Consider the following 13,901-nt stretch of genomic DNA (forward strand, 5'->3'; position numbering starts at 1 on the left):
AATGTCTGCCTGATGGAGCGGCGCGTCCTGGAAGCGGTCATCTACGAGCGGGAACCGCCGATCGCGCGGATCGTGCTCAATCGGGTCGACAAGGCCAACACCAAGGACGCGGTGCTGGTCACCGAGGTCGACGACTGCCTGCACGAGGCCGACCGGGACAAGGACATCAAGGTCGTCATCATCAAGGCCAACGGCAAGGGATTCTGCGGCGGCCACGTGGCCCGGTGGGGCCCGGACGAAAATCCGTATCCCGATTTCGGGGAGACCTTCGAAGACCTCTACAAGGGCACCGCCGACCTGTTCTTGTGGCCGACGCTGTATCTGTGGGAGTTTCCCAAGCCGACCATCTCCCAAATCCACGGCTACTGCATGGGCGGTGGAATCTATCTCGGCTTGCTGACCGACTTCTGCGTCGCCTCCGAGGACGCGTATTTCCAGATGCCCCTTGCCCAGAGCCTCGGCGAGCCCGGCGGGCACACCATGATCGAGCCCTGGCTGATGATGAACTGGCACCGCACCATGGACTGGTTGCTGCTGGCGCCGACGCTTTCCGCGCAACAGGCCCTCGACTGGGGGCTGCTCAACAAGGTGGTGGCGCGCGACGACCTCGAGGACACCGTCGAGGAGATGGCCCGCAAGATCGCCCAGATCCCGTTGACCACACTGATGGCGGTCAAGAACAACGTGAAGCGGGCGTGGGAGTTGATGGGCATGCGGGTGCACCTGCAGGTCAGCCACATCCTGACCAACATGGTCGGCGCCGCCTCCGACGTGCAGGCGCGCCGGGCCGAGCTGATGCGGTCGGGCATGAAGCCGCGCGAATTCGTCGACAAGCCGGACGAAAAGGGTTCTCCGCCAACGTGAAGTTAGTTTCACGCTCGCGACCGAGCGTGAAACTAGTCGCACACTCGGCGCGGAGGCACGCCGGCGATGGCGCGCGGAGGCGTGCCGGCGATCCTGCGGCCGGCCGCGTGCCGGGCGGCGACGTACCCGAACACCATCGAGTTGGCGATGCTCGCCCCCGCACCCGGATAGGTGCGGCCCATCACGGTCGCGGTGGTGTTGCCGGTGGCATACAGGCCCTCGATCACCCGGTCGTGTTGGTCGAGCACCTGCGCGTACTCGTTGGTGATCACGCCGCCGCACGTGCCCACATCGGCGGGGAACACCCGGGTGGCGTAATACGGCGCGGTGTCGAGCGGTCCGATCGCGGCGTTGGGCCGATACCCCGGGTCGCCCAGGCAGTCGTTGTAGGCCGACTGGCCGCGGCCGAAGTCCGGGTCCAGGCCCTTGGCCGCGAACCGGTTGAAGCGTTCGACGGTGCGCGCGAGTTCATCTGCGGGAAGGTCGGTTTCGCCGGCCAGCCCGGCGATGGTCGCGGCACGCTTGACGGCGCCGGACTCGATCAGCTCCGCCGGCAGCGGCTGGTGGCGCCGCAGGGTTTTCAGCGGGTTCGCGCTCGTGACGTACCGGCGCACGTAACCGTCGTCGAAGATCATCCAGCACGGCACTGCCTTGTTGGCGTACATGGCCTTGCCGACCTCGACGTAGGAGTTCGACTCGTTGCAGAACCTCCGCCCGGTCGAGTCGACATAGATCGCGCCCGGCCGCTGCCGCCCCGAGCCGAGCGAGGCAGCGACCGCCCCGCCGTTGGCGATGAAAACCGAAGGCAGCCACCAGGCTTCGTCCATCAGGTCGGTCTTGGCGCCCAGCCGCATCGCCGCTTCGAGCACCTCACCGGTGTCGCCGGCGTTGGCGATCGACCATTGCCCCTCATTGGGCTGGTCACCGCTGTAGCGCCGGCGCATCTGCTTGTTGTGGCCGAAACCGCCCGCCGCCAGCAAGACTCGCTTGCGCGCCTCGACGGCGCATGCCCGGCCGTCGCGCACGATGCACGCGCCGACCACTCGGCCGTCCTCGACGACGAGCTCGGTCAGCGCGGCATCCGTCCACAACGGTGGTTGCCCGTCGCTGAGGTCCAGCAGCGCCTTGAGCATGTGCGCGATCAGCGAAGCGCCGTTGGTGAGCAGCTGCCGGCGCCGCATCCGCGCCGCCGCGGTGCGGGCGAACACCCGGGCCGCCACGGCGAACGTGCGCGCCGAGCGGTTGAGGTACTGCACCGAACGCAATTCGTTGGTCACCACCACGTATCCGTAGTTGCGGGCCAGCGGCGGCTGCACCCGCCCGCTCCAGCTGCCCAGCTTCGCGGCATCGAACGGGACGGCCTCGACGGCGCGGCCGGACGCGTTGCCGCCCTTGTGATTCGGGTAGTAGTCGCTCCAGCCGGCGCAGCGGATCAGCGCGACGCCCCTGCGGGTGAGGAAATTGATCATTTCGTGGCCCGCGGTGAGGAACATTTCACGTCGCTCGGGGGAGGACGCCGCACCGATGTCGCCGACCACGTCGGCCAGGTAGGCCAGCCCGTCCTGGTGCGAGTCGGCGACGCCCTCGGCTCGCATCAACGGGTTGTTCGGCAACCAGACGATGCCGCCCGAAAGTCCCGTCGAACCGCCGACCAGCGACTGCTTCTCGACGATCAGCGGCTCGAGCCCGCTGTCCAGCGCGGCCAGCCCGGCCACCATGCCGCCCCCGCCGCTGCCCGCGATGAGCATATCCACCGAGCGGTCCCACGTCACGCTCATCGCGCCTCCACGGCGCCGAAGCCGAGGTCGACGACCGGCACGTCGATGGTGGTGTTGGTCTTGTGGATGGCCGGCAGCAGCGCGTCGTAGCGCAGCCCGGCCAGGAAGCCGTCGATGACCCGCTCGAAGTTGGAGATCAGGCCTTCGATCCGGTCGGATAATCGCATGAACTCGAAGCTCTTGGAGTGCAGGCCTTTCTGCTGGCGCGGCAGGTTGGAGAAGTCCTGGGCGGGGATCGGCGGCCAGCGCGGGTCGTCGGGCGCCATCGGTTCCGGCGGTGTCGGTTTGCCGGCCGAGGCGTCGCCGGGCAGCCGGGTCAGCGACCAGATCTCGAACAGGGTTTCCTCGGGTCCCAGCGGCCGGATGCGATACGACGATGCGCTGCTGTAGGTCGGCAGGATGAAGTGGTGCGGGAAGGCGAATCCGATCGCATCGGTGATCCCGCGGCGGTCCAGTTCGTTGAGATCGGGCATGCCGCTGCCCCGGGCGCGATGCCAGTCGACGACGGCGTCGTTGAGGGCGCTGCGCCACGCCGCCATCGCGGCGGCCGGGTCGGACGGCAGCCGCATGGTCTGCAGGCCCTCGGCGATGCGGATGTCGTTCTGGTGCGTCATGCCGGCCATGCCCTCGCCCAGCGTGCGCATGAAGTACAGGCTGCTCGCGACGACGGGATGTACTGCGGCCGAAGGCTCGCCGGTCTGGGCGCCCGGCAGCAGCTGAGGATGGGTCTGCGGCACGTGGTAGCCCTCCATGAACGCCGCCGTCGCCAGTTTCCAGTTCACCGGCAGCCGGCACGATTGCCACCACTCGACCCGCAGCGACTCGACCCACCAGGCGTCGTAGGTCGACGCGAACGGCTCCATCCAGTCGCGCAGCGCCGGCGCGTCGTCGTCGAGGTTGATCCACGCGCAGCCGCCCCACAGTTCGCAGCGCACCGACACCAGTCGCAGGTCGGCGGCCGCCAGATTCTCCTGCGCGAAGGTCTCGGGCCGCAGCACGAACGTGTTGCGCCCGTCCAGGCTCCAGCACCATCCGTGGAACGGGCACACGAAGGTGCGCCGATTCCCGTTGCCTTCCACCAGTTTCACGCCCCGATGCCGGCAGGCGTTGTGGTAGGCGCGCACGGTCTGGCTGTCCAGCCGCACCACGATGACGGACTCGTCGAGAATCTCGTATTCGACGAAATCGCCGGGCTTGGGGATCTCCTCGAGCCGGCACGCCATCTGCCAGACCCGCGGCCAGAACATCTCCTTCTCCAGCGCGTAGAACTCCGGGTCGTAGTAGCGCTGCTTGGGGATCCGGTCGGGGGTCTGCACCGCCCACGGCACCGGCACCGGCGTCGCGTTCACGCCGGTGTGCGGCTTGCTCGTCTCTACAGCCATCTCGCCATCCTCGTCAGGTCACACGATCCGGGATTCCCGTCCCTGCCAGTAACGTTCGCGGATACGCCGCTTGTAGAGCTTTCCGTTCGGGTCGCGGGGCAGGGTGTCGAACTCGACGGTGCGCGGGCACTTGTAGCCGGCCAGGTGGGCCCGGCAGTATGCGATGAGCTCGGCGGCCAGGTCGGGTCCGGGCGGCACGCCGTCGGCGGGCTGCACGACGGCCTTGACTTCCTCGCCGAATTCGTCGTTGGGAACCCCGAATACCGCCGCGTCGAGAAGTTTCGGGTGCATCACGAGCAGGTTCTCGACTTCCTGCGGATAGATGTTGACCCCGCCGGACACGATCGTGAACGTCGAGCGGTCGGTGAGGTAGAGGTAGCCGTCCTCATCGAGATGGCCCATGTCGCCCAGCGAGCGCCAGCCGCGCTCGTTGTACACCGACGCGGTCTTGACGGGGTCCTTGAAGTACTCGAAGTCGGGCCCGCCTTCGAAATACAGCTCACCGGTCTGGCCGACCGGGACTTCCCGCCCGTCCTCGTCGAGCACGTGCACCGGTGCGAGCGGGATGCCGACCGAACCGGGGTGGGCGAGCCATTCCTGCGGGCCGATGGTGGTGCCCGCGAAACCCTCGGTGCCGCCGTAGTATTCGTGGATGATCGGGCCGAACCAGCGCATCATCCGGTGCTTGACGTCGACCGGGCAGGGTGCGGCGGCGTGGATGACGCAGCGCAGGCTCGACACGTCGTAGCGGTCCCGCACCGCTTCCGGAAGCTTGAGCATGCGCACGAACATCGTCGGCACGAACTGGGCGTGCGTCACCCGGTGCGTCTCGATCAGCCGCAAGACCGTCTCGGCGTCGAACTTCCTCATGATGATCGACGCGGCACCGACCCGGTTGACGGCCATCGTGTAGTTCACGCCCGCGGCGTGGTAGAGCGGTGCGGGGGACAGGTAGACGCTGCGCTGCGTCATGCCGTACTTGTGGATCAGCGCCAGCTCCAGCACCGACTGCGCCCAGGACCCGTTGCCGTCCTGGGGAAGTGGCCGCCGGACCGCCTTGGGCCGGCCGGTGGTGCCGGACGAATACAGCATCTCCGATCCGTCCGACACCGGTGGGGCATCGCCGGCGACGCCGAGTACCCCCTCGTAGTCGCGCCAGCCGGGCAGCTTGCCCCCGACCCCGATGTGCACCGCCGGGTTGGCGGAGCGCAGCCGGGCGGCGATTCCGGGCAGCGACGCGTCGACGAACACCGCCTTGGCATCCGAGTCGTCGATGACGTAAACGACCTCGTCCGCGGTGAAGTGGGTGTTGACCGGCGTGTAGTACAGGCCGGAAAGCTGGCAGCCCCAAGTGATTTCGAGGAACTCCGGCCGGTTGGGCAAGACCACGGCCACACCGTCGCCGCGGCGCAGCCCCAGCTCGTGCAGCGCCGCGGCCACCCGCCGGCTGCGGTCGTGCAGTTCGCCGTACGAGATCGTGCCGCCGTCGGTGATCAGGGCCGGCGACTGTGCGGCCGCGAGCGCGTGCTCGGCGATGTTCACCCGGCCGGCCTAAGTCGTTGCGGCGCCGTCGGTCTGGGCAGCGGCGGCGGCCTGGCGGCGGGCCTGCTCGGACGGCAGCACCTTGTCCTTGAACACGGTCTGAATCAGCTCTTGGACGTCCTTGCTGATCGAGGCGAGCGCGACGAGGTCGTTGGAGCTCTGCCAGTGCACCCGCATGCCCATCAACTCCCAGGCCCGTTTCAGGTTCGCCTTGGTCGCCAGCAGGGTCGTCATGGGCGCCTGAGCGATGTGGCGGGCGATGGCCTCGACCCGCTCGTCGAGCTGGTCGCGCGGCACCACCTCGTTGACCAGCCCCACCTCGAGCGCCTTGCGGGCGTCGATCACCTCGGCCAGGTACAGGTAGTAGGCGGCGCGGCGCCAGTTCATGAAAATCCAAGGCTCGATGGAACATTCGCCCGACGGCATGCCGAAGCCCTGCAGCGGCGGGTAGGAGAAATAGGCGTCCTCGGCGGCGGTGACGATGTCGGTGGTCAGCCCGTAATGGGTGCCGCCGCCAACGCAGTAGCCGTGCACCTGGGCGATCGTCGGTTTGGAGAACTCCCACAGGTTCAGGATCGGCTTGACGAACAGATCGGTCTGCGGCTTCCACGGGGTGCCCATCACCTTCGCGCCCTCGACGAACGCCGGGTAGTCGACCGCGTTGTTGCCGATGGCGTGACCCGAGCAGAAGCCCTTGCCGTTGGCCTTCATGATCAGCACTTTGATGTCGTAGTCGCGGTCGGCGTCGGCCAGCGCCGCGTCGACCTCTTCGGCCAGCTTCTGGTCCTGGGCGTTGGCCTTCTCCGGCCAGTTCAGGGTGACGCGGGCGATCGGGCCTTCCTTCTGGTAGATGATTCTCTCGCGGGTCTCGTTGAGATCCATACGCGTTCAACCTTTCCTGGTATACGTTGGTTCACCTTGGTTCATGTCGGTTCAACCAGTGATGACCCCGATTTCGGCGCCGATCTGGTAGGTGGTCCCGACCTGCCCGGTCCACCGCACCGTGCCGGATGCTCCCGCCTCGATCTCCTGCTCGACCTTCTCGGTGGCGATCACGTAGATCGGGGTGCCCGCCTCGACGTGCTCACCGGCGCCGACCAGCAGCCCGGTGAGCTCGGCCTCCGATACCGCCACCGACACCCGGGGAATGCGAATGATGAAGTCAGCCGTGCGCCGTGGCCCCCGTCAGCGTCCTGCCCAACGTCTTCAGCGCCGCCGCCGCGATGCGCTCCGGGGACGGGTACACCTGCGCCTCCAGCGCGGCCGCGGCCGGATTGGGGACGAACCGGGCGGCGACCCGTTCGACGGGCGCGGCCAGCTCCGAAAACAGCCGCGAGTGCAGGATCGCCGCGACTTCGGCTCCGGGACCGGCGAATTGCACCGCGTCGTGCACGATCACGGCCCGGCGGGTGCGCCGCACGGACGCCACGACGGTGTCGACGTCCAGCGGTACCAGGGTGCGCAGGTCGACCACCTCGGCGCTGACGCCCTGGTCGCCCAGCATCGCCGCGGCAGCCAGCGCGTCGTGCACCGGGCGCCCGTAACCGATCAGGCTGACGTCGGCGCCGGGCCGCTTGATGTCGGCCTGGCCCAGCGGAATGCGGAAGCCGGGGTCGACGGGGACCCGGCCCTTCTTGCCCTGCAGCCGAATCGTCTCGATGAACAGGCACGGGTCGGGGTCGAAGATCGCCGAGCTCAGCAACCCCTTGCCGTCGCGCGGGGTGGCCGGCACGATCACCTTCAATCCCGGAATGTGCATGAACCATGCCTCCAGGCTCTGCGAATGCGTTGCGCCGGTGGATAATCCGGCATACACCTGGGTGCGTACGGTCAGCGGCGCCGACGTGCGTCCGGCCGTCATGAACCTCAGCTTGGCGGCGTTGTTGATCAGCTGGTCGGCGGCGATGCCGATGAAATCCATGATCATGATCTCGGCGACCGGCAGCAGGCCGTCGATGGCGGCGCCGATCGCCGCCCCCACGATCGCCGCCTCCGAGATCGGTGTGTCCAGCACCCGGTCGCGGCCGTATTTCGTCGACAGACCCGCGGTCGGTCCGGAAGCGCCGGGATCGGCAATGTCCTCGCCCAGCAGGAAGACTCGCTCGTCGGCGGCGAGCGCCTGATCCAGCGCGAGGTTGAGCGCCTCGCGCATCGTCATCTCTTGGTCGGCCATCGCACGCGTCCTCAGGTCGGGAAGGGGATCGGCGCCGCGTACACGTCCCGGTCGAGTTCGTCCGCCGCCGGCGAATCCGCGCCGAGCACAGTCCGCAGCGCCGCCTCCACGGCGGCCGCCGCGTCGTCGTCGATGCGGGCGAGTTCCGCTTCGCCGCACACCCCCGTCTCGGCGAGCCGCCGCCGGAACCGGGGCACGGGGTCGGCCGCCAGCGCGGCTTGCAGTTGATCGGCGGGTATGTAGGGCATCCGGTCCGCGAAATAGTGGCCGCGGAAGCGGAACGTCTCGCATTCCAGAAACGTGGGGCCGCTGCCGGCGCGGGCGCGCCGCAGCGCGTCGTCGAGCGCGGCCGTCACCGCGAGCGGGTCGTTGCCGTCGACCCGGACCCCGGGCATGCCGTAGCCCGCGGCCCGGTCGGCGACGTGCTCGAGCTTCATGGTGTCGGTGGTCGGCGTCATCTCGGCGTACCGATTGTTCTGGCACACGAACACGATCGGCAGGTCCCACAGCGCGGCCATGTTGGCCGCCTCGTGGAACGACCCGGTGTTGGTGGCGCCGTCGCCGAAGCTGACCACCGTGACCCGATCGAGCCCCTTGCGTCGGGCGGCCATCGCCAGCCCGACCGCCACCGGTGGCCCGGCGCCCACGATGCCGGTCGAAAGCATCACGCCGACTTCGGGTTTGGCGATGTGCATGGTGCCGCCCTTGCCCCGCCCGGCGCCGATGGTGCGGCCCATCATCTCGCCGTAGATCTCCTCGAGCCCGACCCCCTTGCCGATCAGGTCGTGCAGGCCGCGATAGGTGGTCACCAGCTGGTCGTCGGGCCGTAGCGTCACCCCCATCGCGGCGGCGATCGCCTCCTGGCCCCGCGACGGCCAGTAGACGCAGAGGAACTCGCCGGTGCCGATGCCCCGCGACAGCCGGTCGTCGGCCGTCTTCATCAACACCATCAGCGCGTAGAGGCGACGCTGGATGTCGGGGGAAGGCTTGGCGGACGGCGTCATTCGGCTACCCGCCCGACCAGGGTTTGACCTTGAGGAAGCCGCCGGCGTCGACGCGCAACTGCTGCCCGGTGATGTAGCGGGCCGCATCCGAGGCCAGGAACAGCACCGCCTCGCTGATGTCCTCGGGTTCGACGTAGGGCACCGGCATCGCCTGCACCAGCGGGAACACCGGTTCGGCGTCCTCGCGGGTGGAGGCCGGCAGGTCCGGCCGGAAGGCGCGGTACATCGGCGGGCTGTGCAGCATGTCGGTGTTGACGTTGGTCGGATGCACCGCGTTCATCCGGATCGAGAACGGGGCGAGCGCCAGGGCGAAGTCGTTGACGTAGTGCGCGGCAGCCAGTTTCGCGAACGCGTATCCGGCGCCGCCGGGTCCGCCGATCCCGCTCCCGGCGCCGGAGGTGTTCAGCGACGACATGAAGGCCGCGTTGGAACCGATGACGATGATCGACGCGCCGGCCCGGAGGTGTTTGAGGCTGGCGTGCACCAGATTCAGCACCCCACCCAGGTCGACGTCCACGGCGTCGGCGAACGCCTGCGGTGGCAGGCCGGCGGTCAGCGGGCAGATGCCGGCGTTGGCGACCACGATGTCCAGATGCCCGAACTCGGCGACACCGGCGTCGATGGCCGCCGACAGGACCACCCGATCGCGGACGTCGGCGACCGCGGTGATGGCGCGCTGCCCCTCCTTCTCGACCAGCCGCGCCGTCTCGTCCAGATCCTCCGGACGGGCCAGCGGATACTCATTGGTCTCGATGTCCGCGCACAGATCGACCGCGATGATGTCGGCGCCCTCGGCGGCCAGCATCCGGGCGTGGGACCGGCCCTGACCGCGGGCGGCCCCGCTGATCACCGCCACCTTGCCCGTCACCCTGCCCATCGCCCGTTACCTCGCGACTCCTAATGGGGCCCAATGCCATTCGGGCGTCCCGCGGTCGCGGTGACGGGTCGGCCGGACACCAGGCCGCGCTGTGACGGGGCGCCCGGCCACCGCAGCGGGCGCCGGACTCAGACCAACAGTCGGCTCCATCGCGTCTCTTCCCGGAGAAACTGCGCTGACCTGCAGATGGGCTATCACTACGCCCAAGACTAACTAGAATATCTAAAATAGCAAGGAATGGCCGAGACCGAGGGGATTGGCGATGTCAGGCGTACACGGTGGTGTCCTGCGGGGCGTGCGGGTGGTCGAATTGGCGTCCTGGACCTACGTCCCCTCCGCCGGTGCGGCCCTGGCGGACTGGGGCGCCGACGTCATCAAGGTGGAAGGCGTGAGCTCCGGTGACCCGGGGCGGGCGCTGGTGGTCGGCGGGTTCACCCGGGAGGCGGCGCGGCCCGACGCCGACTTCATCCTCGAATTGGGCAATCGGGGCAAGCGCAGCATCGCCATCGACATCAAGTCGGAGACCGGCCGTGAGCTGTTCGGCCGGCTGCTGGCCAGCGCCGACGTGTTCCTGACCAATTGGCTGCCGGGCGCCCTGGAGCGGGCCCGGCTGACCGTCGCCGACATTCGTGCCTTCAACCCGCGCATCATCGTCGCCCGGGGCACCGGTCTGGGCGTGCGGGGCCCGGACCGGGATCGGGGCGGGTTCGACGCCGCCACCTACCTCGCGCGGGGCGGGGTCGCATACACCCTGACGCCGTTCGGCAGCGAGACACCCGCCGTACAGGGCCCCGGTTTCGGTGACCTGCAAGCCGGCGCCACCCTCGCCGGCGGCGTGTGCGCCGCCCTGTTCCATCGCGGACGCACCGGTGAGCCGACGATCGTCGACTCCTCGCTGCTGGCCCAGGCGATGTGGTCGATAGCACCGTCGATCTCGGCGGCCGACTTCTTCGACATCGACGGCATCCCGGGGGCGCCGCCGGGCCTGGCCATCAACCCGCTGGTCAACCGGTACCGAACCAAAGACGGCCGGTGGATCCAGCTGGTGTTCCTGCAGCCGGACAAGTACTGGGCGGGCTTCTGCCGGCGCATCGGCCTGGCCGAACTGGCCGACGACGCGCGTTTCGTCCCGTCGAGCAACCTGATCGCCAATGCGGCCGCGGCGACCGAGCTGCTGGCGAACACGTTCGCCCGCCACGACCTTTCGCACTGGCAAACCGTGCTGGCGGACGAACCGGGGGTATGGGGCGCGCTCGCGACACCGCGGGAGACCCTCAACGATCCGCAGGTCGAGCCCAACGGGTACGTGGTGACCAATGTCGACGACCACGGTGAGAAGTACCGGATCGTCGCCGCGCCAGTGCAATTCGACGAGACACCACCGGCACCGGCGCGTGCGCCCGAACACGGTCAGCACACCGAGGAGATCCTGCTGGAGCTCGATGTCGATTGGGACGACATCGCCGAGGCCAAGGCGCTCAAGGCAATTCTGTAACGACCCGGGATCGGGTTGCACAGCTATCGCCGATGCGTGCCTGATTGCGTTTCACCGCAACCTGATTCGATACCACGCGTCGCGGATTGCTTGGTGAGCAGCCGATCCCGAAACGGTCACAGGCGCATATCAATCCCGGTAGCGGTCTGGCAGATCGCCACCGATCGACAAATCATGGCACAGGGCGCTTTTGAGGTTTGCGGCCGCGACGATGCGTAGCGCAGGAATTCCTCGCCCGCTGCCTCCGGCGGCGGATTCGGTAGGGCGCCGCAGGAGGTATCCACGTCATGACATCGAACTGGGTCCCCACCCAGACTTCGTGTGGGCCGCACTCCGGCCGCATCCTCGACACCGCGCGGGGCATTTTGATCGGCCTTCGCCGTTGCCCCTCCGAGGCCGCCCTGGACGAATTGCACAGCGCGGCATTGCGTCACAAGGTGCCGGTGTTCGCGATGGCATGGGCTCTGGTGCACCTGGCCGGTGCCGGGCAGCAGACACCGAGCTTCGTCGATGCGCAATCGGCGGCCCGGCGCGAATGGGGACCGCTGTTCGAGTCCGCCGCAGTGCCCTGTTGAGCGGGCATCAAGACGTTGGGACGGCCGAGTTCTCGCGGGGTAACCCGGCCGTCTCCAACCACCTCGAGACCCCGGCGGGTCCCCAGGCGTTAGGGCTCGAATTGCGCTGGCCGACCCGGAGGCGGGGTGCACGCCGGCGCCGGCGTGCGGGCACCCCGCCCGGACCCGAGACCGACTTCGGCATCAACCTGGTCCGCTGATCGCTGCGCTGAATTGCGCGCTGGCGCGCGGCTAGTGCGGAGGCGCAGGCGGCAGCTGGCGCGGGCCGTCGGGCGGCTCCAGTTCCGCCGGCCCGTCCCGCTGGGTCAATTCGGCGCGGTCATCCGCGGCCGAGGGCACCGACAACTTGCCCGCATCCGGTGCCGACGAGCGCGGCAACGACGAGCGCGCGTCGCGGCCGGTCATCCGCCGGTGCGCCCGCGGTCCCGGTTGCTGCCGCGTGGAGGTGACGAAATCCGGCCCGGCGGTGCGGCTTTCGGTGCGGCTTTCGGTGTCTTCGGTCGGGTCCGCTGACGCGGTCTGGGTGGCCTGCGAATTGACCGTGACCTTGCGGGTGCGGCGCAGCGCGAAGGTGATCTCTTCGGTCTCCTCGACGACGCCTTCGAACACCTGGCGCGCGGTGCGCAGCGGATGGGTCAGCCGATGGGTCGTCGTGTCCATCATCCGCGCCACCAGCGGCGGCACCAATGGGCGAATCCAGCGGGCCGCGGCCTTGGTCGCGTCCGGGATCGACGGGATCAACGGCGTGCTCCAATCCTGCTCGACCGCGTCGTTCGGCGGTGGGGAAGAGGGCAGCTGCTGCGGGCCGGGGTCGCATTCCACGCGCGGTTGCGGCGCCTGGGTGATGGCCCGGCTGGCCGCCTCGGCCTCGGCGGCGATCGGCAGATAGACGTCATCCCGGGCCGGCTCGGATGTCAGTTCGGATGTGAGTTCGGATGTCGGTTCAAAGGCCCGCGGCGGCGGCGGATCGGCGACGGCGTCCAACACGCGGCGGCGCTGGTGTTCCCGGTCGATCTCGGTCTGCGCCTCGATGGCCAGCCGCGCCTGCGTCAATTGGTGCTCGGCCCACATGATTTCGGCTTCGCGGCGAACCTCGGCCCGCTTGATCGCGATCGCGGTGTCGGCGTCGAGTTCGGCGCGCTCGCGCCGCGCGCGCGCCGCGGCGCGGCGATCGTGACTCGTCTCCCCGCGCCACAGCCCCAGGATCAGGGGCGTCAGGTACAGCAGCACGCAGCCCCCGATCGTCAACAGCCGCAAGGTCAATGCTCCGGCGTTGCCAGCGGTGACGTCGTTCATCGCGATCCAGCGCGCGCCCGGGCCCCGGCCGGCGTCCGCCATCGCGGCGCGGCGGGCGTCGGCCACGGCCCGCTGGGCCCGCGAGACCGCGGCGTCCAATTCGGGTGCGCGGCTGTCGCGGGCCGCCAGCGCCTCGTCCAGCTCGCGCTGGGCGTCGGCGAGAAGCTCGTTGGCCGTGCTGGTTTCGGGGCCCGGGCCGGGGACACCGGTGATCCGGGTCTGCGGACAGCCCGGAGTGGGGTGATATTCGCAGCGGGCCACGACCAGCGCCCTGTCCTGGCGGTCGCGCGCCTGCGCCACCGCGCCGTCGAGTGCCGCCCGCGCCTCCTCGGCCTGCCGCAGCGTCGCCGACGCCGTGACGACGGCCGGGGCGGAATCCGCGGTTGCGCGATGCCCGTTCGTCCAGACGCTGGTCGATGGGGCCGGAAAGGATGACCAGGGCGGCGAGTTCACCGACGACGACACCGACCGCCGCCGCGACCGCGCCGCGTGCCACCGGACGGTTCCCGCCGGCGGCCGGCGCGGCGGTGCCGCGGACGATCGCGCCCACCAGCAAGCCGAAGACCAGCGTCGCCGGCACCAGCGCCGGCAGCGGCCAACGGCCCGCCGCCGCCAGCCCGGCGACCAGCCAGGCCAGCGCGGAACCCAGCAGCACCACCGCGCCGGCCACGGCGTGCGCGGACCGCTCGTGGCGTTCCCCGGGCTCGCCGGCTTCCCCGCCGCCCAGCCAGATGAGCACCCCCGCCACCCGGGCCGGACCCGGGCGGGGCTCAGTTACGTCTTGGGGCATGAACCGAAAACACCTCCACCGTCGAGCACCGTCCAGCCTCCCAGGCCACCGCCCGACACATCGAATCCAAGCCACCGCCTGTGGTGTGCTTCACAGCACCGCGTGATCGGCGCAGCTCATCACCG

General features: G+C 69.3%; 11 protein-coding genes and 1 pseudogene. 3 read left to right on the forward strand and 9 right to left on the reverse strand.

The window, feature by feature from the left end; all coding sequences use genetic code 11:
• Nucleotides 1–12: 12 nt before the first annotated feature.
• Nucleotides 13–864, forward strand: coding sequence for an enoyl-CoA hydratase-related protein (locus MAA44156_RS07280; protein WP_009977095.1), 852 nt, complete (start codon nt 13–15; stop codon nt 862–864).
• A 32-nt stretch (nt 865–896) separates the two neighbouring features.
• Here the strand turns inward: MAA44156_RS07280 and MAA44156_RS07285 are convergent, their stop codons facing one another.
• The 8 genes from MAA44156_RS07285 to MAA44156_RS07320 are packed head-to-tail and all read right to left on the reverse strand — an operon-like array spanning nt 897 to nt 9,620.
• Nucleotides 897–2,642, reverse strand: coding sequence for an FAD-binding protein (locus MAA44156_RS07285; RefSeq protein ID WP_009977093.1), 1,746 nt, complete (start codon nt 2,640–2,642; stop codon nt 897–899).
• A complete protein-coding gene (locus MAA44156_RS07290; RefSeq protein ID WP_023880105.1) occupies nt 2,639–4,024 on the reverse strand; it encodes an aromatic ring-hydroxylating oxygenase subunit alpha in 1,386 nt (461 codons plus the stop codon). Before MAA44156_RS07290 ends, MAA44156_RS07285 begins: the two co-directional genes overlap by 4 nt.
• Before the next feature lie 18 nt (nt 4,025–4,042).
• Nucleotides 4,043–5,566 (reverse strand): acyl-CoA synthetase, encoded by a 1,524-nt coding sequence (locus tag MAA44156_RS07295; protein WP_009977091.1) that lies wholly within the window; start codon nt 5,564–5,566, stop codon nt 4,043–4,045.
• A 9-nt stretch (nt 5,567–5,575) separates the two neighbouring features.
• The gene (locus tag MAA44156_RS07300) at nt 5,576–6,448 is read right to left on the reverse strand and encodes an enoyl-CoA hydratase-related protein (RefSeq protein ID WP_023880104.1); all 873 of its coding nucleotides are present in this window, start codon (nt 6,446–6,448) and stop codon (nt 5,576–5,578) included.
• Nucleotides 6,449–6,499: 51 nt separating this feature from the next.
• Nucleotides 6,500–6,724 (reverse strand): lipoyl domain-containing protein, encoded by a 225-nt coding sequence (locus MAA44156_RS07305; RefSeq protein WP_031351667.1) that lies wholly within the window; start codon nt 6,722–6,724, stop codon nt 6,500–6,502.
• 4 nt (nt 6,725–6,728) lie between these two features.
• Nucleotides 6,729–7,739, reverse strand: a complete 1,011-nt coding sequence (locus tag MAA44156_RS07310) for an alpha-ketoacid dehydrogenase subunit beta (RefSeq protein ID WP_009977089.1) — start codon at nt 7,737–7,739, stop codon at nt 6,729–6,731.
• 11 nt (nt 7,740–7,750) lie between these two features.
• Nucleotides 7,751–8,743, reverse strand: a complete 993-nt coding sequence (locus MAA44156_RS07315) for a thiamine pyrophosphate-dependent dehydrogenase E1 component subunit alpha (RefSeq protein ID WP_009977088.1) — start codon at nt 8,741–8,743, stop codon at nt 7,751–7,753.
• A gap of 4 nt (nt 8,744–8,747) precedes the next feature.
• Nucleotides 8,748–9,620 (reverse strand): mycofactocin-coupled SDR family oxidoreductase, encoded by an 873-nt coding sequence (locus MAA44156_RS07320; RefSeq protein ID WP_023880103.1) that lies wholly within the window; start codon nt 9,618–9,620, stop codon nt 8,748–8,750.
• A gap of 262 nt (nt 9,621–9,882) precedes the next feature.
• Here MAA44156_RS07320 and MAA44156_RS07325 point away from each other — a divergent pair, with 262 nt between their 5' ends.
• Together MAA44156_RS07325 and MAA44156_RS07330 are read left to right on the forward strand one after the other, a co-directional pair.
• On the forward strand, nt 9,883–11,115 hold the full coding sequence (locus MAA44156_RS07325) for a CaiB/BaiF CoA transferase family protein (RefSeq protein WP_031351666.1): 1,233 nt from the start codon (nt 9,883–9,885) through the stop codon (nt 11,113–11,115).
• A gap of 287 nt (nt 11,116–11,402) precedes the next feature.
• Complete coding sequence (locus MAA44156_RS07330; RefSeq protein ID WP_003876458.1) at nt 11,403–11,690, forward strand: ANTAR domain-containing protein; 288 nt, start codon at nt 11,403–11,405, stop codon at nt 11,688–11,690.
• Nucleotides 11,691–11,921: 231 nt separating this feature from the next.
• Here MAA44156_RS07330 and MAA44156_RS07335 read toward each other — a convergent pair.
• Nucleotides 11,922–13,776: pseudogene (locus MAA44156_RS07335) on the reverse strand (DUF4407 domain-containing protein).
• Nucleotides 13,777–13,901 lie beyond the last annotated feature (125 nt).

This window comes from Mycobacterium avium subsp. avium (assembly GCF_009741445.1).
Classification (GTDB): Bacteria; Actinomycetota; Actinomycetes; order Mycobacteriales; family Mycobacteriaceae; genus Mycobacterium; species Mycobacterium avium.